The organism is Paenibacillus solani (assembly GCF_050475945.1).
GTDB lineage: Bacteria > Bacillota > Bacilli > Paenibacillales > Paenibacillaceae > Paenibacillus_AQ > Paenibacillus_AQ solani_A.
This window is the reverse complement of sequence record NZ_JBCMXJ010000020.1, coordinates 179,423-201,054: the sequence shown is the minus strand read 5'-3', so window position 1 is coordinate 201,054 and position 21,632 is coordinate 179,423. Positions and strand designations below refer to the sequence as shown.

Genomic DNA, 21,632 nt, shown 5'->3' with positions numbered 1-21,632 from the left:
ACGATGAATGATTTCCTGAAGAATTATCTGCGTATGTTGTTGATGCTGATTGTTTTTATCGTCGGGGTCGGATTGGTTATTGTCGGGCAAAAGGACATCGGCGCTCCCGGACTAGGGCTTATGCTGCTGGGGCTCGCTATGCTGATCACGCTGCTGTGGCTATACAATCGTAAATATAAATAAAGGAGTCTTCCATCCATGAATACAAAACGAGGAAGTGTGACGATACCTACTGATATTGACGTCATTCCGCAAACGCTGGAGATCATGAAACGCTGGGGAGCGGACGCTGTCCGCGACTGCGATGGTACTGAATTTCCAGCCGAACTGCAGGATGTCGATGCCAAGGTCTACTCCACTTATTATACAACCCGGAAGGATAACGTATGGGCCAAGGCCAATCCGGACGAAATTCAACAAATGTATCTGATGACACCATTTTATACGGCAGAAGGTGAGAGCCTGTCCATTCACCTCATGAAGGGGCTTTATCCGGACATGCTCAAAGTAAACTGCCGCGATGATATTCAGCGCTGGTGGGAAGTCGTCGACCGTACGACCGGAGAGGTCGTTCCGATCGAACAATGGAGCTATGATGAACTAACCGGTGATGTGACCATTTCAACTCATCCGTTCCATGACTATACCGTTAGTTTTTTGGCTTATATTATGTGGGACCCGGTTCATATGTACAATGCGGTCACCAACGATTGGAAGGACTTCGAGCGTCAAATGACCTTTGATGTTCGCCAGCCGAAAACCCGTGAATTCACGATGCAGCGGATCCGTAAATTCATTGAAGATCATCCTTATGTCAATGTCATTCGATACACAACCTTCTTCCATCAATTCACACTAATATTTGATGAGCTTGCTCGGGAGAAATACGTAGACTGGTACGGTTATTCGGCTTCAGTCAGCCCCTATATCCTCGAGCAGTTTGAGGAAGAGGTCGGGTATAGATTCAGACCTGAATTTATTATCGATCAAGGTTATTACAACAACAACTATCGGATTCCCAGCAAGGAGTTTCGAGATTTCCAAGCATTTCAGCGCCGCGAAGTAGCGAAGCTGGCCAAGGAAATGGTCGATATTACACACGAATATGGTAAGGAAGCCATGATGTTCCTGGGCGATCATTGGATCGGTACCGAGCCGTTCATGGAGGAATTTGCTTCGATTGGTCTTGATGCCGTAGTCGGCAGTGTAGGCAACGGTTCGACGCTAAGATTGATCAGTGACATTCCCGGCGTTAAATATACGGAAGGCCGCTTCTTGCCTTACTTCTTTCCAGATACCTTCCATGAAGGTGGAGATCCCGTAAAAGAAGCTAAAGTGAATTGGGTTACCGCCAGACGTGCCATCCTTCGTAAACCGATTGACCGGATTGGTTACGGTGGATATCTGAAGCTTGCCCTTGATTTTCCGGAGTTTGTTGACTATGTAGAAAGCGTTACGGATGAGTTCCGTACCCTCTATGACAACGTACAGGGAACGACACCGTACTACGTTAAAACGGTAGCCGTGCTTAACTGTTGGGGCAAGATGCGGGCCTGGGGCAACCATATGGTCCATCACGCACTGTATTACAAGCAAAATTACAGTTATGCCGGCATTATTGAAACACTTTCCGGGGCGCCTTTCGATGTGAAATTCATCAGCTTTGACGATATCAAACAAGATCCTTCCGTTTTAGATGGAATTGATGTGATATTAAATGTTGGTGATGCGGATACAGCCTATACGGGCGGGGAGTGGTGGCTCGACACCGATATTGTTACCGCGGTAAAAAGCTTTGTTCATAAAGGCGGCGGATTGATCGGTGTTGGCGAGCCGACCGCGCATCAAGCCCAAGGACGCTTCTTCCAGTTGGCTAATGTTCTCGGCGTAGAAGAAGAACGCGGCTTTACCCTGGGATACGATAAGTATAACTGGGAGGAGCATGACCATTTCATTACAGCGGACTGCAAAACAAACCTGGACGGAAGCAAGGAAATCGACTTTGGCGAAGGCAAAAAGAATATTTTTGCCCTCGAAGGTACTACGATTCTCCGTCAAAAGGACAAGGAAGTTCAACTCGCGGTGAATGAATTCGGTGGGGGACGAAGCGTATATATAAGCGGTTTGCCGTACAGCTTTGAGAACAGCCGCCTGTTGTACCGTGCGATCCTGTGGAGCGCCAGCAGTGACCATGAGCTGAACCGCTGGTTCAGCGAGAATTACAATGTAGAAGTGCACGCTTATGTGAAGAACGGCAAATACTGCGTGGTGAACAATACGTATGAGCCGCAGGAAACGGTCGTTTATCGCGGTGACGGTTCCAGCTTCTCACTGAAACTGGAAGCGAACGAGATCAAGTGGTACGAGATTTAAACTTGACCCATTGTAAATAGAAGAGGTTGTCCCGGCACGAGGAACATGATCCTGGGACAACCTCTGCACTGAAAATGTAGATAAAAACCCAAAAGAGTTGGTGGCAAAGATTATTTGCAAGCGCTTACGTGATGTGTAAGATAATTTGAAACCATAGTAGGAGGGGCTAATACGTGCGGAAAAAAAGTAATAACAAGATGCCTAGATTTCTTATCTGGATGCTGGTTTTGTTAATGGCTTTTAGTCAGTTGATACTTATTCCGGGGAACTCTTCTTTTGCAGCAGAAGAAGGCGGGGGAGATTCTCCCACTGCGGCACAAGACAAAATAATAGTCAGTATTCCTAAAATTTCAGTTGAAACTTACGTAGGTGAGCAGCCGTTACTTCCTTCAGTAACGCAAGCAGTATACAGTGATACCACCACCACGGAAGTTACAGTGGTATGGGATTCGATCGAACCTTCGAGCTATGCGCAGGCGGGTACTTTTAGCGTAGAGGGAAGCGTACAGGATACGAGCGTTAAGGCCGAAGCTGAAGTCACGGTTATGGATAAGCCTGAGGTACTGACGGATAAGGTGGATCTGGAGGGCTTTCTTGACGAAATAAAGAACAACGTTCCTGAAGGTCAAGAAGTTGTATCTTATACGAACAATTATCAGTCTATGGAACCCGAGGCCATGACATTCGTTCATGGAAACGGATCGGCTTCTGTCAATAACGGTTTGACCGTAGCGATTAGCAATCTGGGAGGTAGCGGAGCTATAGCAACATGGGATAAAGCTCCTTGGCTTTCCGCAGGCATCATTGATACAACCATGCGTTATACCAGTTCAAATCAAGGAAATATCGGTTTTGTTCTGGGATCGAGCGACAATCAAAAAGGGTTGTCTATCCGTTATGACGCCGGCACTACCTGGGTCATTCAGAATCCGGACGGGACTGGCAAATGGGAAGCATTTAAAGGACCGGAATTAAAAATGGATAAAGATTATCACATTCAAATCGGCTTTAGCGGTACGAAGCTCTTGGTTATTGTGGACGGAGAGACGTATTACAATGAGAATACGGAATTAATGAGTCAGGTGTCCGGTTTAGGCCAGATTGGTCTGTACAAGCGCTTTGCAACAGGAGAAGTTGCCATTAAGGAATTGCGCATTGCAGGCGTAGGTACGAAGGATAAACCTTCAAACGTAATTAATTATGTTCAAGATTATGAAGATCCGAGTTATATCCCGAATTGGTCAGGGTTAAATGCCACCGTTGTGACTGATCTTACGGGCAATAGAGTGCTCTCCCTTAAAAAAGGGTCAAAAGAACGTGGCGTCGACTTGGATTCCCCGCAAATTCAACAAGGTACTCTCTCCTTAGACTTCAAATTAATTAATCCGGAGAAGCTGGGGAGTGGACAAGGGTTTGCTTTTGGATTCAGAATGAACGATGACGCGAGCATTTTCAGTGAAATTGGGGTAGATCCTAGTCAATGGATACCGGAATCCAGCAACGGTTGGGGAAGCAAGATGAATATCCCTTACCCGCTTCAAGGGCGCTGGAACAACCTCATGTTTAACTTTAACGAAAAAACAATAACGGTTTACATGAATAAAAAGCTCATAGGCGACATTACGTTCGATCAATTTACAGAAGCGGCTGGACGTTTCGGTCTACGTATCAGAAGCACTGTAGAGCTGCAGATCGACAATGTGCAGTATACGAACCAAACGATTGAACCCAAGCAAATCGTTCAATACAATAATGATTTTGAAGATGGAATTAAGGGAACCTGGAATGGTGCCGATGCTACGATTCTTACAGAAGGCAGCAACAAAGTATTAAAGCTTTCCGGGATCACAGACAAAGCAATCAATATGGATGCACCGTCCTTACAAAGTGCGACCTTTATGTTGGATGTAAAACCTACATCAAATGATCTCGGATTTGTGATCGGCGATGACGCAGTTGTTAAATATGAAGGCATGAAGTGGACATTGAAAAAGGGTGCCGACAGCATTGATTTTGTTGCATCCGATATTACCGATTTCACTCCTAAACCTTATAGCTGGAATAAAATCGGACTCCAATATTCCAATTCTGCCGTTACCTTAAGCATTAACGGTGCTGAATTGCATGCAAGCTTATCTGGAGGACAGCAATTCGGAGAAGGACGTTTTGGGGTGAGTGCCCAAGATTCCATTTATCTCGATAATATTCTCTTCACCGAAGAGTTCCCTGAAATGAATACATCTCTGGGTGCCGATAAAATGAGGTATGAAGAGTATTATGAAAGCGATTCCATTCTCGATTGGGAAGGTTTAAGTGGTACGCCGCAGATCTCGGGAGGATATCTGCACGGCACAATTGAAGCGGGATCAACTGCTGTTAATAAAGACGTATCCCCAGTGGCAAACGGGATATATCAAGTGAAAATGCAGGCGGATGGAGCTGCCGGCATTAAAGTAGGGAACATCTCGATTTATGAAGACTCTCCGGGGAATTGGAAATACAAGCAAGACGGCAGCAGTGATGTCATTGATATTGGCAGCGCTACAGCCCTTGTACCCGGCAAAGATTATACGCTGCGCGTAGAAATCATTGAGAACGAGTTAGGTCTCTATGTGAATGGAATTAAGGTTGGCAGTACGAATGTGATTGGATATGCGCAAGACTCCTTTGGCATTTATAATGCCGGCCACGAAGCGATCCAGATTCAGATTGACGCAATCACGGCTGAAGAAATTCGGGTGTACACACCGGATTATACGGTGCAGAACTGGGGCCCGCTTGATAGTAGTAAACCGGAAGTGCTCTCTCATGGTGTTAGTCAAGTTCAGTTGAGCATGCCTGGAGTGACACTCGCCGTGGATAAGGACAGTCCGAAATTCATGGATCAGCAGGTGAGTTTTGATTTCAAAACGAGTGTATCTGCAGGATCCGATGGCGGCCGGTATGGATTTGTATTAAGAGGGTCGGCTGCCGACCGTTATATATCGGTGGTTCACGATATTAACGGAAAGTGGAAAGTCACGGCAGACGGGAATGAGGTCTCCTTCCCGGGTACTTATCAGATGAAAGCAGATGCGTTCTATCACATCGAGCTTCGTTTGGTAGGAACGACGATTAGTTTGAAAATTACCGATTCCGAAGGCGTAACTACGGATTTGGGTACAGTAATGGAAGAAAAAATGACCGTAGAGCCAGGTTGGTTTGGTCTTCGTTCCTGGTATAGCGCCAAGACTCTGACCGTGAGTCAATTGAAGATGGTCGAACTAGAGTCACTGCCTAAGCTGCAGCTAACTTCAGAGACGGATACCATCGAGAAGGACGGCCTGAAGGTTACGGTATACAAGGATTTTCCGGGTATTGTAGATTATCAGCTCGATAATCACTCGCTACAGGCCGATGTGGAGCAATCAAACAGCTTGAAGATTAATAACAAGGACTATATGCCGCGCACAGTATCGAAGAAAGAGAGCGACAGTGTATATCAATATACGATGACGGTTGATGAGATTGGCGTTGTGATGGAGGGACATCTCGAGGTTAAGGCGAACCATGTAGTTCGTTTTGAAATGGATAAAATTACCGAGAACACGGACTTCTTAGTGCGTTCGATCCAATTGAACAATTCGCTGATCCACGTGAACAGCTCGATGGATCAGGCAACGTATGCGTGGAATAAATCGGATGGACAGTGGCACGGAATTACGGAAGAATTGGTGGATAACCTGTCTCTTATGAAGCAAAGCGGTACGAGCGGAGTTACGATGGCTATGGTAAGCGGAGACGGCCTCGGAGCATCGGTAGAGAACAACGTAATGAGCGGCGGTAATAAATTGATTATTGCCACCGAGAAGAAACCGCTTGTCAATAAAGTAACAGTGAAGCCGGGCAGTTGGACTTATCGTCACCTTCAAAGCAATGAGACGGAATCGCTGCCATGGTATGAAGTGGTTATCACCGGAGAACGGAATAACGATGGGATAACGGATTGGCAGGATGCGGCTGTCGCTTACCGGACAGAAATTTACAGAGAGCCGTTTGGCGCGCAGGACATGAAGAACAATTTGATGTACATTGCCTTCAACTTTGCAAGCCAAGCGAACGATCCGTTCTTGAACAGTTTGGATACAGGGAAAGTTCTGTACAACTATACGGATGGTTTTGGACAGATGGTCCTCCATAAGGGGTATCAAGCGGAAGGGCATGATGATGACATTCCTTCCTACTCCAATATTGGCGTAAGACAAGGCGGATTGGAAGAATTCAACTATTTGATCGACGAGGGAGATAAGTACAACCTCAGCGTCGGCGTTCATTTGAATGCAACAGAGTACCAACTGGATGCCAACGAATTGTATTACTCCAACCTTACCGGGGCGACAGCGAATGGGCCGAAAACAGATAGGCTCTCCAAAGGTTGGGATTGGATCGATACGGCCTATTATGTAGATCAAACGAAGGAAGTTTTGGGTGGGGAATTGAAATCACGATTTACAAATCTGTATAATCTCACGAAGGACCCTAACGACCCCAATGACCCTGCGCTGGATTTCTACTATATAGACGTGTATACAGGCAATGACTACAACGCTTATAAGTTGTTGCAATACGCCAATGAACTTGGAATCAAAATCGGAACAGAATTTGCCGGCCCGATGGAGCCGGGTGCAAGCTTTGTTCACTGGGGCCCGGATTTGGGATACCCGAATAAAGGAAATAACAGTATTCTTTCAAGAATGGTGAAGAATGATCTGGATATTTTTGTAGGTAATGCCTTGTTCAAAGGACAGAAAATTCCGGGCGTTACAACTTGGGGAGATTCCAAGCCGGATGTACAGCAAGGTGTAACGGTATTCTTCAACGAGGTATTACCGACGAAGTACATGCAACATTTCGGTGTCCTGAAATATGAGGAAGATCAAATCACTTTTGATAACGAAGTAATCTCTAAGCGGAATAAAGCCACCGGTCTGATTGAGCTTACCAAGAACGGAAAGCTGATCTCTTCTTGGAAAGATACGGGGACGACTACCGACGAATCGGTTCGTCATACAGGCGAGGCCAACTCTCTGATTCCATGGGTTTGGGATATTAAGACCAATCATACCCTGGGCGTCAACGATGGTGCAAAGCTGTACCACTGGAATACAACGGGTAAATCAACCACATGGGAATTGACGGACGACTTTAAAGCCGTGGGTCAGTTTAAAATGTACGAGTTAACTCAACAAGGTAAAGTGCTTGTCGATACGCTTACTGCTCGGAATGGATCGCTTACCATCGACAAGGCAAAGAAAAACACGCCATATGTACTGTATCCTGCATCCGCTGATGCTTTGACATTGGTGCCTAACGCGGGTAATTGGGGAGAAGGAAGCCTGATTAAGGATTTTGCCTTCAACTCAGAGCAGTTCAATGAACCGGGTTCATGGACAGTCGATGATCCGGCTAACATTACAATCGAAACTGTTCAAGGCGATGAAGAATACGACATCACCAAAGAAATGAACAATTCGAATTGGAATAGATATGCTCAGGTCGGCAGCAAAGCTGGCGTGTTATCCCAAGAAATTACCGGACTGCAACCGGGTCAGGATTACACAGTAGGGGTATGGACCCAGACGGAAAAGGGGAGAAAGTCCTCGCTTCAGGTTACGGTAAACGGTAAAGTCTATTCCAATGAAGTGACAGGGAAGGACGGCATTCATAAATCGTCTTTCAAATACGTGGATACAAAGTGGCAAAGAATGAGCGTGGAATTCAAAGTTCCTGAGGGGGTTACTACGGCAACCGTCAGGCTTGTAGCTGATGAGGGAGCGGGTACTGTACTATTTGACGATGCTCGCATTTGGAAACATACGACGGTAGAGAAGGACCCTACGAACAAGGGCTACGTGGTCTATGAAGATTTTGAAAATGTGTACGAAGGTTGGGGGCCGTTCGAGTATGGCGGCGGAAGCAGAAAAATCCATATTGCAACTGACCGAAGCAACCCTCATGACAATAATCCAATCGTTCAGGCATCTGAGAATAAAGTCGGTCCGGTTATGACCTGGGTTCTTGACGGAGAGAATTCGTTGAAATTGAATGAAACGGATGTTGGCAAATTAATTAAAACGAATGAATCCAGTGTCAAATTGAAACCAAATACGGAATATGAATTAGGTTTTATTTACACGCTGGAAGCGTATGCCGGTTATGAAGTCTCTGTACAGTCACGCTCCACGGGAGATGTAGTGCTCAAAGAAACACTTAGCACTTTAGCCAATAGTGGCAATAAATCCGGCGACTATAACCGATTCCAGGAGCAGTTCTCAACGGGTGATCGAGATGATTACCAGGTCATCTTCAAAATGGTGTCCAAAGGGGCGGGCAACCCCACATCCGACTACGCCTTTATTCTGGATAACTTCTATATTAAGGCAAATGATGTGGACACTTCGAAGGAGCTTCTGCAACAAGTGATCGATGAGGCTCTTATGTTGAAGAGTTCGGATTATACTTTTGAGACATGGGCCAATGTGGCTGCGGCTTTGGATAAAGCCGAGAAGCTCATTAAGAATCCTGCAGCGACGATCGCATTGTTAGACGAAGCACGGGCAGAACTGGAGAACGCGATAAAGGGTCTGGTATTAGCCTTGAATATTGTTTCTATTCATGAGATCAAGGTTGAAACGGTAGCTGGAACAGCTCCGGTGCTGCCTGCCCAAGTGACGGTGGTCTTGAGCAATCAGACGACACGGGAGACTGCTGTAGTCTGGGATTTAGTGAATCCTTCGAGTTATGCGCAGGAAGGAACATTCCAGGTCGAAGGTTCGGTCGATGGGACAGATATCAAAGCGATTTCGACTGTAAACGTTAAGGCAAAGGACAACAGCAATCCAGGTACGGATCCAGGAACAAATCCGGGTACAAACCCAGGAACAAATCCAGGAACTGGATCGAACCCAGATACAGGATCGAACCCAGATACAGGATCAGATCCAGGTACCGGACCGAACCCAGGCACAGGTACGAAACCGGAGACTCCTTCAAATCCGAACAATGGATCCGGTAAGGAGAATGAACCGGTAACGAAGCCAGATACCGATACCAATAAGCCTAAGGCATTCATGGACACCGTTGGTCACTGGGCGAACAAGGATATTGAGGCTCTTGTGAGCCGAGGCATTATCAGGGGCATAACGGAGCAGAAATTCGCTCCAAACCGGACCATTAACCGTTCGGAAATCGCAGCTATGTTAACCAGGGCACTTGATCTTAAGGCGAGTGGATCCGCCTCCTTTAAGGACGTATCCAATGACAAATGGTACAAAGAGGATGTTAGCGCTGCGACGGATGCAGGCTTGTTCAAGGGGTATGCAGGAGGTTTGTTCGAACCTACGAAACCTTTAAGCCGTGAAGAGATGGCTGTTATTATGGTAAGAGCCCTAGAATTGAAAGGCAAACTACCGGAAATGTCAGTTAATGCGGACAAGGTGCTGGTTAAATATAAAGATATGGATCGGGCAGGAAGCTGGTCGAAGCAGGCATTGGCCATTTGTATCGAGCTGGGCCTCATTCAAGGCACACCTGATTTTAAACTCAATCCGAAAAGTGATTTGTCCCGGGCTGAGGCAGCAGTTTTGTTCAACAGATTGTTAATGTATTTGGAGCAGTAATCGCAGCGATTATTTTAAGCTCTACGAAAAACGGGACTTGGGGAAATTACCCAAGTCCCGTTTTTTATAATTTATCGGTTGATTGCTTCCAAAGTCTCGATGATTCCATTGTAAATCGCCTTAACACACCATATCGGAAGCGAAGCCGCTTGTGTATGTACAAGAATAGGTGTTTGAATGAAACTCATTTTATATTAAGGTCCATTTGATTTCTGACCATTATCGCTGCACCGGTAACAACAGCTTCCTCCTTCAAGGTACCCAAAGAAAATTGAGGCCGGTATTCGGGATAACGATAAATATTGTTCTGTGCCACCTCTACGGCAGTACGGAAGAATAATTCGTGGGACTGAATTAGCGCGCCCCCCAGGATAATGGTTTCAGGATGGAAGAGGTTAATCACGTTGGCAAGACCAATTCCGAAATGGAATGCGGCATCGGTGAATAGTTTCAACGTATAGGGATTATCATCCCTGAGGGCTTTTAGCAATACATCGTAATTCACATTCTCTGCCGTTACTTTATAGGTGTCGAGAAATTGATCACGACTCATGCTCGCCTCAGAGCGTGCCCGCTGTTCTAAGGCCTGGAGAGAAACAAATGCCTCCAACGCACCGGAGTTTCCCTTATTGTTTAACCGGGGGCCATTCGTTTGGATAATCATTTCACCTATTGCATCCTCCATGTCCATCGTGCCGTGAACAATTTGTCCATGCGACATCATCGCATACCGTAGACCCGCTCCTGCATGTACATACAGCATATGCTGGATGTTTGCATGACGGATAGACCAGCGTTCCCCCAGCAGAGCTGTATTAGCCCCGTTGTCCAGAACGGCCTTGAACCCGAGCTGTTCCTCGACCAGTCGGCAGATCGGGAAATTGTTCCATCCGGCGGCAGGGAAATGCAGGGGGGTTAGAATCAATCCCTTCTCCCGATTCAGCGGACCGACCGCTCCGATCCCCATACCGATGATCTGACTTTCTTCAAGTTGATGGTCCCTCAGAAAAGCCCGGGTTTGAAGGCTGACATGCTCCACAAATCTCTCCGGCGTGAAGGTCTGATCCATCCGCCAATGCGTAATGGATTTTGGATTCATATGCATATCGAATAATCCAAGGGAGGAGTATACCCTGGAAATCTCTAAACCCAAGATATAACCGTAGGATGGATTAATTTGATATAAAATAGGTCTTCTGCCTCCGCTAGATTCTCCAAAACCGGATTCTATTAGCAAACCCTCGTTCGTCATTTCTTCCAATATGCGTGTCATCGTACTTTTCGTAAATGAAAATACATTTAAAAGATCCAGTTTGGATACGGTTCCTTGCTCTGCAATATAGTCATATAGTAGTTTTTTTTGCGATGGAATGGATGCCGGGCGTTTGTCCACGATATACCTCCGAGTAATCCTTAATTATTCCAATCAAGTATAACCCATTTTGAAATAAATGTATTTCCACGTTCATAAAAACTTAATTCCATTTCGGAAAAAAGTGTTATAATGAAAATACGACAGATACAACATAGAGGGATGAAGTTTATGAGAACAACGATAAAAAGAGGTTTTGAAACCCATACAATAACGAGAAGTAACATGAAGATAAGCCTTTTATTCCGGTTGTTTTGGGTATTCTTACGCATTGGTCCAGTCACCTTTGGTGGTGGATATGCGATGATCCCGATGATCGAGAGGGAAGTTTCCGAGAAACGGAATTGGCTTAGCGAAGAGGAAATGGATGATATTCTCTCATTGGCCGGGGCTGCCCCTGGAGGGGTAGGGGTCAACGCTGCGGCCTTTATCGGCTATCGGCTGGCAGGGGTTCTGGGTGCTATTACTGCCATTGTTGGTATCACGCTCCCCACGTTTGCAATCGTATGTTTACTTAGCACCATCTATGCGCAGCTTGCCGATCAGCCGAAAGTTGCTGCTGCAATGAAAGGCATTCACGCTGCTGTCATTGCATTAATCGTGGTTGCTGCTTATCGAATGGCCAAGAACGCTATTTTTGATAAAGCTACGGCAGCGACAGCTCTTATTGTGTTGGTTGTTCTGCTCTTCACTGGGGTCAATCCTCTATATGCTATTCTTGCAGGTCTAATTATTGGATTCATAATATTGCAAATTAAAGGATGGCTAGGGTTGGACCTAAGAATGGAGAAGGAGGGACAGAACACTTCTTCGGAAGAGTCGAACTACCCCGAATATTACATCTAGGGAGGGCATCATGTGATCTGGAATTTATTTTTTGTCTTTTTCAAGATTGGCCTGCTCTCCTTTGGAGGGGGGTACGCCATTATCCCGATGATTCAGCATGAAGCGCTCCAGGGCGGATGGTTATCGGAAACGGAATTTCAAGAGACGGTATCCATTGCTGGAATGGCGCCCGGCTCTGTAGCAACCAATAGTGCGACCTTGATTGGATATCGGGTTGCCGGTACATGGGGAGCTGTCGTATCAACCATCGGTATGATTTTGCCTTCCCTCATCATTGTGATCGTACTTTCGATTTTATTGTACCGGGCAAGGGATAATCAGTGGATAAAAAAGATGTTTTACGGTTTGCGGCCAGTCATTACGGGCTTGATCATTTTTGCGGCGATTCGCTTCGGGTTTATGGGAAAAGAACAAGTCTTTATGAGCTGGCAGACACTCGGCACCTTGATCATTGTCGTTTTGGGGTTATATGGCTTAATTAAGCATAAACTTCACCCGCTCAGTATTATCTTCGCTTCCGGGATTCTTGGTATTGCATTTTTTTAGTCAAGTAGGGGCGCCAGGATGTCTCGAACATGGTCCTGATTTCAGAAGGACACTTTCTCAACGGGTACTAATGATAAGAAAGGTTTCTATCCGGGTGGGAAGGGATAGGTTCGAGAGATAACGGTGTCCCCTTTTACATAGGCAACTACTCAAGTCGAGGAGGATATGAAGAATGACAACATCAACTAATGAACAACGACCCAACATTTTACTGATCACGGTCGATCAGATGCGGTATGACTGTTTGAGTCTGCTGGGGCATCCCGTTATAGAGACGCCCAATCTGGATGAACTTGCCCGAACTGGCGTCAGATTTGATCATGCTTACTCGGCAACGCCGACCTGCGTTCCCGCCCGCGCAGCCATTTTCACAGGCCAGAAACAAACCTCCCACGGAAGAGTCGGCTATCAGGACCGGGTACCTTGGAATTATGACAAGACCCTGCCGGGGGAACTTGCTAAATCCGGCTATCACACTCAATGTGTCGGCAAAATGCACGTCTATCCTGCAAGGAGTTTGCTGGGGTTCCATAATGTTATACTGCACGATGGCTATCTGCATCATAATCGGAACAAGCACAGCGTTCCGATGCAGGAGCATTTCGATGAAGTAGACGATTATTTGCCTTGGCTGCGCGCACAAGTTCCGGGAGCAGATCTTCTGGATTTGGGACTGGATTGCAACGCCTCTACCGTGGCCAGACCATGGGCTCTGCCGGAGCACCTGCATCCCACCAACTGGACCGTAAGCCAGTCGATTGATTTCCTGCGCAGGCGCGATCCGCGCAAGCCGTTTTTCCTGTGGATGTCTTTCGTTCGACCTCATTCTCCTCTGGATCCACCGCAGGCTTATTTCGACTTGTATAAGGATGCGGATTTACCCGACCCGGTAATCGGGGATTGGGCTTTGAAGGAAGACCCGCAAGGAATCGGTCTCAATCCCGTAACTTCGAAGGGACTGGTTCCCAAACGGCGATTAAGAAATGCAATGGCTGCTTATTATGCCTTGATCACCCATATCGATCATCAGATAGGACGTTTCCTGCAGGTGCTGGACGAATACGGCGAACGGAATAATACAATCATTATGTTTACCTCCGATCATGGGGAATTGATGGGTGATCATCACTTGTTTAGAAAGACGCTGCCATATGAAGGAAGCACCCATATTCCGTTTATCGTTAACGATCCGGGAGATCACCTGGGGTTGGACAAGGGGGCTGTCGTTTCCGAGATCATTGAATTGCGTGATATTATGCCTTCCTTATTGGAGGCGGCGTCAACTGAAATCCCTGACTCCGTGGAAGGGGATAGCATATGGGATTTGGCCCGGGCAAACGGGAAATCGCCTGAGCGGCCTTGGCGCGAACACCTGCATGGGGAGCATGCCCAAGGGATGGATTCCACACAGTGGATCACGGACGGATGGGAGAAATATATTTGGTATTCTCAAACCGGTGAAGAGCAATTCTTTAATTTGGCGGAAGATCCCGGCGAGCTGCATAACCTGATGGATAGTCCACAGGCTCAGGAACGGATTCATTACTGGCGCTCGGTGCTGATTCAAGAACTTGAAGGAAGGGAAGAAGGGTATGTGCAAGACGGCCGCCTTGTTGTCGGCCGTACGCCAGTCAACATTTTAGCCCATCTTAGATCAAACGAATAAACAGGTAGAGGCAGCTTTCCGCAGGCTAACCCAAACGGAAAGCTGTTTTCTTAATACCATCATGGAGGATTGAGCTCAATGAGCGCATGTGTACAAACTTCCCACCGGCAGCCACTTCAAGTCATGTGGAAGACGGTTTCCGAGGACTGCAATCTGGCCTGTGATTATTGTTATTACAGCACAGCCGGAGGGGTCCCTCATCATCCGGTTCAGGTGATGGAGCCGGCTCTTCTCGACCGCTTTATCTCCCAATATATGAAACGGTCCCATGGACAGGCGGCTTTCGCCTGGCAGGGAGGGGAGCCCTTGCTGGCCGGGCTTCCGTATTTTGAACAGGTGGTTTCACTGCAGGCCAAGTATGCGCCTCCGCACACATTGATCAGCAACTCGCTGCAAAGTAACGGAACGTTGATTAACGCGCGATGGGCGGCATTTTTTAAACGCTATAACTTTCTGATCGGAATCAGCCTGGATGGACCAGAGGAAATCCATAATACCCATCGCGTCACAGGCGCGGGGTCAGGCAGCTTTAGACAGGTAATGCGGGGAGTCCGTCATTTGGAGCAAGCGGGCGTGGATTACAACATTTTGACAGTGATCCATGAAGATAATGTAACGAAGCCTGATGAATTGATGGCCTTTTATAAAGAGCAGAAGTTTGAGTATATTCAATTCATCCCTTGCATGGATTTTGTCTCGCAAAAAAGCGGGATGCCCGGACGCTTCCACATCACGCCGGAGCAGTACGGAGAGTTTTTGTGCCGCACGTTTGATTTGTGGTACAACGATGGGGAGCCGGAAATTTCCGTCCGCATGTTTGAGAATATGCTGCTGACCCTGCTGGATCGCCCGGCACAGCTGTGCGTTCACAGCTCATGCTGCCCAAAGATGATGGTGCTCGAAACGAACGGAGATGCCTATCCCTGCGACTTTTTTATTGATGAGGAACATAAGCTGGGGAATATCGGACAAAACGATCTGGAAACCTTGCTTGCAAGTCCGGTTTATGATGACTTTTTGCAGATGAAGCCGAGGATGAATGAAGTTTGCAGTCATTGTGAATTCCTAAGCTTTTGTCATGGGGGATGCCCTCGCAACCGGAATTGGCTGGACGTAAACGACCGGTCTGAGGTGGATTATTTCTGCCGCAGTTACCAAATGTTTTATGCTCATGCATTGGAACCAATGAAGGCGCTTGGCAGCAGACTGAAGGAGGAACAGATTCAGCAGTACAAGCAAAGCGGCCAACCGCTGCCGGGCCGTAACGAACCCTGTCTCTGCGGAAGCGGCAAAAAGTTTAAACATTGCTGCCAGCAGCTCTAAAAGGAGGAGGGGTAAATTTGTCTGCAATCGTTCAAAGCCAATTTGGCATCACCGTGCTGGACGTTATAAAGTTCCAGTATAAAACACGGCTGCTGTTCGATTATGTCCAATCTGCTATACTATCGCTTACATTCAGAAAGGAGAGGTGAGTCTGTACCGCAGGGTTCTCGAATCCAAGTGCATCTGCATTTGATTAATGCCCATGAACTTTTTTGAACGCTTCGGGCGTGAGGCCTTCCATCCGTTTGAAGACGGTGCAGAAATAGCTGGGGTGATCAAAACCGGTACGCTTGGCGATCTCACCGATTTTTACTTCGGATTCAAGCAGCATAAGTTCTTTGCTCAGATTAATGCGTTCCCGGTTGACATATTCCATAGGTCTCACATTCAGCGTTTTCTTGAACAGCAGACACAAATATTGCGGAGTAATGCCTACTTGCTTCGCTAGGAGTTCAATCGTAAGCGGAAGATGGCAATGCTGCCGGATATAGCGGATGACCGGCTGCAGACGCTCCACCTGCTGGTGATAGTCGTGCTGACTTGTTTGTACATATCTAGGTAGATCCAATAAGAGGGAATATATGAGCTTCGAGCATTCCACCCCACTATAAGCGCCTTCCGAACGGGCCGCCGTCAGGATGTTGAACAGGCCGGAGCGCATGGCGAACAAGTCCGTGATCGGATAAACTCCCGATTTCATAATGCCCGCCTGTTCCAGGAGGGGGCCGCAAAGGCTGCCCGCCAACGAGACGAACATCAATCCCCAAGGTTCGCGAACGGCCTCATAACGGTGGGGCACGCCGGGAAAGAGGCAGATCACCTGACCTGTTTTGACAGGCAGCGTTTGGTCATCCACCTCAAGGACTCCTTCACCGGAAACAGCGAGCAGAAGCTGGTAGGAAAGGAAACCTCCCGGACGTTGGACTGGCTCCTGATGGCTCCATTCGCCGGCTGTAGTCACATATACCGGCAGCCGTTTGTCCGCATCGCTGAGCAGGCAGGAATAATAGACATCTCCCATTATCAATACACCTCGTACCTTAAATACTTTCAAATATTTAAATAAGACTTAAAATTGTTAAATAGCAAACAGAAATGAATAAAACTATAATGTGAATATAATTATATAACAAATTTCCGGTAGAATTGGAGAGAGCCTAAAATGAATAAAACCAAATTTGTTTATGAACCTCCTGAAAACGGTTACCCCGAGTGGAACAATAACCCGGATATTTATCACCTGAACCGGTTGGATGCCCATGCCACCTTAATGGCCTATGATTCGCTTGAAGAGGCGCTGGAGGGTAAACGCACGGAGTCACGCAGCTATCACAGCCTGAATGGCATGTGGAAATTTGCTTGGGCTGAAAACCCTGACAAGCGGATCGCCGATTTCTACAAGCAGGATCATGACTGCAGCGAGTGGGCGGAAATTCAAGTTCCTTCCCATTGGCAGCTGCAGGGGTATGACTACCCGCAGTACACGAATGTACGTTATCCTTGGGAGGAACAAGAGGAAGTAAAGGCGCCGTTTGCTCCGACCAAGTATAATCCGGTCGGTTCCTACGTGCGCAGCTTCAGCTTGTCTGAGGGCTGGCAAACCGAAAACCAACCGGTATATATCAGTTTCCAGGGGGTTGAGTCCGCGTTTTACCTCTGGCTTAACGGAGAATTCGTAGGGTACAGCGAAGACACGTTTACCCCAGCTGAATTTGACCTGACGCCTTATCTGGTTCCGGGCGAGAACAAACTGGCAGTTGAAGTTTACCGATGGTGCGATGCCAGTTGGCTTGAAGACCAGGATTTCTGGCGGATGAGCGGCATTTTCCGGGAGGTCTATCTCTACACGGCACCGGATACTCATATATATGATTTCAAAGCACTGCCCGAACTTGACGAAGGGCTTCAGAACGGAACATTGGGGATTCAAGCACGCATTTTGAATTACAGTGAAAGCAGCCAGGGGAGCATGACGCTGGAGGCGCTTCTTTTTGACGGGCAGCAAAGGCTGGTATGGGATCAGGCGATATCCGCCAAAGTGGCATTAAACTCCACGGCTGAGAAAATGGCGGAATTGACCGGCCAAGTGCCCACTCCAAAGAAGTGGAGCGCGGAATTTCCAAACTTGTATACGCTTGTTCTCACCCTGAAAGACTGTGATGGACAACCGATTCAGTATGTCAGCTGTAAGCTCGGTTTCCGCCGATTCGAAATCAAGGACGGACTCATGTTAATCAACGGCCAAACCATCGAATTCAAAGGCGTGAATCGCCATGAATTTTCTTCGACGAAAGGCCGGGCTATTGGAATGGAGGAAATGCTTCAGGACATCCTGTTGATGAAGGAACATAATGTCAACGCGGTCCGCACTTCCCATTACCCGAATCATCCTTTATGGTACGAGCTGTGTGACGAATATGGCCTATATGTCATTGATGAAATGAATCTGGAAACCCATGGAACATGGAGCTACGGACAACAGGAATTGGAGGATACGATTCCAGGCAGCAAGCCGGAGTGGCTGGGTAATGTGCTGGATCGCGCGAAATCAATGTATGAAAGGGACAAGAACCACGCATCTATTGTGATTTGGTCTACTGGTAATGAGTCCTTTGGGGGCGATAATTTTTTGCATCTTCATCGTTATTTCAAGGAAAACGATCCTTCGCGCCTTGTCCACTATGAAGGAGTCTTCCATTACCGACCGTCGAATGCGGCCTCCGATATCGAGAGTCAGATGTATACCCGAATCGATGCTATCGAACAATATGCCAACAGCAACCCTGCAAAGCCGTTTATCGTATGCGAGTACAGCCATGCCATGGGCAATTCCTGCGGGGGCTTAAGCAAATATTGGAACTTGTTTGACCGCTATCCAGTCCTGCAGGGCGGATTTATTTGGGACTGGATCGATCAGGCCATCATGACCCGCACTGAAGATGGTACGGAATACCTGGCGTATGGTGGTGATTTCGGCGAGTCGCCGCATGACGGGACATTCTGTGGAGACGGGTTGATTTTTGCTGATCGTTCGGTGTCGCCGAAACTCCATGAAGTGAAGAAATGTTACCAGAGCGTGCGGTTTGACGGAACCTGTCTATCGGAGGGCATACTTGGCCTGACCAACCGCTATCTTTTTACCGATCTTTCCGAATTCGACTTCGTGTGGAGTCTCACGGCTGATGGAGAGCTTTGCGGGGAAGGGCGGGCCAATGTTCAACTGAGCCCGGGAGAGAAGACGGAGATTTCAGTGCCTGAAATACTTAACCTGGCTGTGAGCGAAAAAGGCAATCAAGAGTTTATCGCTACATTCAGTCTTGTACTGAAGAAGGATGAAATCTGGGCGAAGCAAGGCCATGAGGTAGCATTCGGGCAGTTTGTGATTCCGGCACCGGCATCGGCCGAAATTGAAATTGCAGTTTCGCAATCCGGTAAGCGGATTGAAATGACAGAGGATGGCGAGCAGCTTGTTGTTCAGGGGGAAGATTACGCTATCCGTTTTGATAAGGAAACGGGTGAACTTATTTCCTATCTGTCTCAAGGAGTCGAATTGATCCAGTTGCCGCCGCGTCCCCATTTCTGGCGCGCATGGGTTGACAATGACCGGGGGAACAAGCTGGCGGAAGAATGCGCAGTATGGCGTCATGCCAGCGAATCAAGACGTTTTCTGGGGCTCGACCGCGTCACATCCGGTTCTTCAGCGGAAATATCGGTTCGCTATGCGCTTCCGACCGTTCCGGAATCTCTTGTCTTTATCACGTATCGAATCGACGGGAGGGGGGCGGTGGAAGTGTCCCAGACTTTGTCTCCGGGGGAAGGCCTTCCCGTCATTCCGGAGGTCGGCATGATGTTCGCGATGGATCAATCCTTTGACCGCCTCTCGTGGTACGGCAAAGGACCATTTGAAAATTATATCGACAGGAATACCGGAGCAAAGATCGGGAAATATGAAGGACTCGTACAGGATCAATGGGTTCCTTATCTTCGTCCGCAAGAATGCGGAAACAAGACGGAAGTACATGGGGCGGAAGTAGTGAACGCGAGTGGAATCGGCCTGTGCCTGAAAGGCCAGCCGAAATTTGAGCTTAACGTTCTCCCTTATACACCGGCGGAAGTGGAAGCCAGCGACCATGCTTATAAGCTCCCGGCTTCGGATAAAACCGTCATCCGCGTCCTAGCCGCTCAGATGGGCGTGGGAGGAGATGACAGCTGGGGCGCGAAGCCGCATCCGGAGCATCTGCTGCATGCAAATCGGGATTATCGGTTGACCTTTACTCTATCTCCACGGAAGTAAAAAGCGAAAAAATATGGTTTTAAATCCAAATGATGAAGTTAGTAACTTACTTAAAATCACATCTTAAACAGGGAGAGCCGATTGGGCCCTCCCTATACTTATTTCATGAGGTAAAACTAGTAAACCTAACTTATTGAGATTTGAGCGAATAGACTGAGAGACTAGAAAAAAATTGAATTTTTATCATATATAAAGTATATTTTAAGAGTTCTTAACTAACTTCGCAGTATCTCTAATCCGAACTTATTCCACTAATACTACAAGCCAAACGCTATTTCAGTTTACTTAATTATATCTCTATAAGTTATCCCTTCTGTATGCCCTCACTTTTTCCTATATATATTACTTTGCATAGTGCATGTCAAAATTTGTTGTTGAAACATGTTGAAATAAGCACTTATTAGCGATAAGGAGGACAAATCTTAATGGATATAACTGTTGATTCAAACGATTATTTTAAAATGAATGGACGACCAGATGACCTATGGAGATATTTAGACTGTTATCAGCTCTCGCTTTACTTTGCGCTTAAAGATCGAATGCAGTTGGAAGCAGAACCTTATGCGATTTTTTTAGAAAATCCCTCTTTCTATGTAGATATTGATGAAAAAGAAAAAAAACTAAAGGACATCATAATCCGGTTTCCTTGGAACCCGAGAACCCATCATATTTTTGATGTAGAAATGTATTCAGGTCTCGGGAATAAACTATTTAATGATTTCGCTATGGAGTTAAGCAAAGGACACTTAGTACCTTTCAGTACTTTCCCAAAAAGGGTCCCATTTTACAAAAACTTTGTTTCTGTTGAAAGTGAATTTAATATTTCAGAACACTATGACGTATTTGATCATATTTTTATGGCAATTAAAATTGAAAACAATAGATTAATATATATAGAAAACCCTTCGCTACTCAATAAAAGCCATGTTCCTTATAGCGGAAATAGAAGCTTTGGAATTATCGATCTAGCTGAAGTCGAGCCTGCTTTTAGCTGCTATCTTAAGTATTTCAAGATTTCGGTCGACATCAATAAAGTTAGTCTTTTCACCGAAGTGGATTATTTACTTGATTTTTGTAAGCAAACACTCGCTTTCAGTGATTCCCCGCCGCAAAGTAACGAAAATAATATACACCATCCAAATATTAAAGGACTCAAGAAACTAATCGAGCTCCTGCAAAATGATTTGATCAAATTAGAAGATAAAGCTCATTTTTATAACTGTAATTATTGCGAATTACTCGAATGGAGACTATCCATTATACAGCAAAAATCTTATATATTTCTGCAGTATCTGAAACAAAATCAATTTGAAATACAAGGCATAGACCAATTATTGTCTTCATTAGAACATGCAAATAAGATGTGGTTTGCTTTAATAACTATGCTGCGGTTAACGATATCTAGAGGGAATTACCAAGCAAACACGATCATTGACCATTTGAACAAGGTAATTAATGCAGAAGTTACTCTGTTGGCAGATATAAGGAACTTAGTTGAAAAATACGAGTCGTAATTCTGTATATATTTAGCTAATGAAAATATAAAAAGGCTTC

12 protein-coding genes are annotated in these 21,632 nt (G+C 46.5%); 10 read left to right on the top strand and 2 right to left on the bottom strand.

Translation table 11 applies throughout. The features are described from left to right. Positions 1–3 precede the first annotated feature (3 nt). The 3 genes from ABEQ74_RS25870 (at position 4) to ABEQ74_RS25860 (ending at position 10,031) form a co-directional block, all read left to right on the top strand. Positions 4–183, top strand: coding sequence for a DUF6903 family protein (locus ABEQ74_RS25870; protein WP_430125109.1), 180 nt, complete (start codon positions 4–6; stop codon positions 181–183). 15 nt (positions 184–198) lie between these two features. Then, positions 199–2,373, top strand: a complete 2,175-nt coding sequence (gene gnpA, locus ABEQ74_RS25865) for a 1,3-beta-galactosyl-N-acetylhexosamine phosphorylase (protein WP_430125108.1) — start codon at positions 199–201, stop codon at positions 2,371–2,373. 173 nt (positions 2,374–2,546) lie between these two features. Further along, positions 2,547–10,031 carry an endo-alpha-N-acetylgalactosaminidase family protein gene (locus tag ABEQ74_RS25860; RefSeq protein ID WP_430125107.1) on the top strand — a complete coding sequence of 2,495 codons (7,485 nt, stop codon included), beginning with the start codon at positions 2,547–2,549 and terminating at the stop codon, positions 10,029–10,031. A 184-nt stretch (positions 10,032–10,215) separates the two neighbouring features. Here the strand turns inward: ABEQ74_RS25860 and ABEQ74_RS25855 are convergent, their stop codons facing one another. Continuing rightward, positions 10,216–11,424, bottom strand: coding sequence for an ROK family protein (locus ABEQ74_RS25855; protein ID WP_430125106.1), 1,209 nt, complete (start codon positions 11,422–11,424; stop codon positions 10,216–10,218). A gap of 204 nt (positions 11,425–11,628) precedes the next feature. Between ABEQ74_RS25855 and ABEQ74_RS25850 the strand changes: the two genes are divergently transcribed. From ABEQ74_RS25850 to ABEQ74_RS25830, 5 genes are all read left to right on the top strand, one after another. Continuing rightward, positions 11,629–12,249, top strand: coding sequence for a chromate transporter (locus tag ABEQ74_RS25850; RefSeq protein WP_430125105.1), 621 nt, complete (start codon positions 11,629–11,631; stop codon positions 12,247–12,249). Positions 12,250–12,261: 12 nt separating this feature from the next. After that, positions 12,262–12,795, top strand: a complete 534-nt coding sequence (locus ABEQ74_RS25845) for a chromate transporter (RefSeq protein ID WP_430125104.1) — start codon at positions 12,262–12,264, stop codon at positions 12,793–12,795. Positions 12,796–12,967: 172 nt separating this feature from the next. Beyond that, the gene (locus ABEQ74_RS25840) at positions 12,968–14,461 is read left to right on the top strand and encodes an arylsulfatase (protein ID WP_430125103.1); all 1,494 of its coding nucleotides are present in this window, start codon (positions 12,968–12,970) and stop codon (positions 14,459–14,461) included. Positions 14,462–14,539: 78 nt separating this feature from the next. Beyond that, a complete protein-coding gene (locus ABEQ74_RS25835) occupies positions 14,540–15,784 on the top strand; it encodes an anaerobic sulfatase maturase (protein ID WP_430125102.1) in 1,245 nt (414 codons plus the stop codon). A gap of 17 nt (positions 15,785–15,801) precedes the next feature. Further along, on the top strand, positions 15,802–15,933 hold the full coding sequence (locus ABEQ74_RS25830) for a hypothetical protein (protein WP_430125101.1): 132 nt from the start codon (positions 15,802–15,804) through the stop codon (positions 15,931–15,933). A 44-nt stretch (positions 15,934–15,977) separates the two neighbouring features. On the opposite strand, the gene ABEQ74_RS25825 is transcribed toward ABEQ74_RS25830, so the two are convergent. After that, positions 15,978–16,805 carry an AraC family transcriptional regulator gene (locus ABEQ74_RS25825; RefSeq protein ID WP_430125100.1) on the bottom strand — a complete coding sequence of 276 codons (828 nt, stop codon included), beginning with the start codon at positions 16,803–16,805 and terminating at the stop codon, positions 15,978–15,980. Positions 16,806–16,946: 141 nt separating this feature from the next. Here ABEQ74_RS25825 and ABEQ74_RS25820 point away from each other — a divergent pair, with 141 nt between their 5' ends. Together ABEQ74_RS25820 and ABEQ74_RS25815 are read left to right on the top strand one after the other, a co-directional pair. Continuing rightward, a complete protein-coding gene (locus tag ABEQ74_RS25820) occupies positions 16,947–20,078 on the top strand; it encodes a glycoside hydrolase family 2 TIM barrel-domain containing protein (RefSeq protein WP_430125099.1) in 3,132 nt (1,043 codons plus the stop codon). A gap of 425 nt (positions 20,079–20,503) precedes the next feature. Further along, positions 20,504–21,592, top strand: coding sequence for a hypothetical protein (locus ABEQ74_RS25815; protein ID WP_430125098.1), 1,089 nt, complete (start codon positions 20,504–20,506; stop codon positions 21,590–21,592). The last annotated feature ends 40 nt before the right edge of the window (positions 21,593–21,632 follow it).

Bases quoted from the DNA above. Each gene is read 5' to 3' on its own strand.
- ABEQ74_RS25870 (WP_430125109.1), top strand. From the start codon at position 4: ATGAATGATTTCCTGAAGAATTATCTGCGTATGTTGTTGATGCTGATT.
- gnpA (WP_430125108.1), top strand. From the start codon at position 199: ATGAATACAAAACGAGGAAGTGTGACGATACCTACTGATATTGACGTC.
- ABEQ74_RS25850 (WP_430125105.1), top strand. From the start codon at position 11,629: ATGAAGATAAGCCTTTTATTCCGGTTGTTTTGGGTATTCTTACGCATT.
- ABEQ74_RS25840 (WP_430125103.1), top strand. From the start codon at position 12,968: ATGACAACATCAACTAATGAACAACGACCCAACATTTTACTGATCACG.
- ABEQ74_RS25835 (WP_430125102.1), top strand. From the start codon at position 14,540: ATGAGCGCATGTGTACAAACTTCCCACCGGCAGCCACTTCAAGTCATG.
- ABEQ74_RS25825 (WP_430125100.1), bottom strand. From the start codon at position 16,805: ATGGGAGATGTCTATTATTCCTGCCTGCTCAGCGATGCGGACAAACGG.
- ABEQ74_RS25820 (WP_430125099.1), top strand. From the start codon at position 16,947: ATGAATAAAACCAAATTTGTTTATGAACCTCCTGAAAACGGTTACCCC.
- ABEQ74_RS25815 (WP_430125098.1), top strand. From the start codon at position 20,504: ATGGATATAACTGTTGATTCAAACGATTATTTTAAAATGAATGGACGA.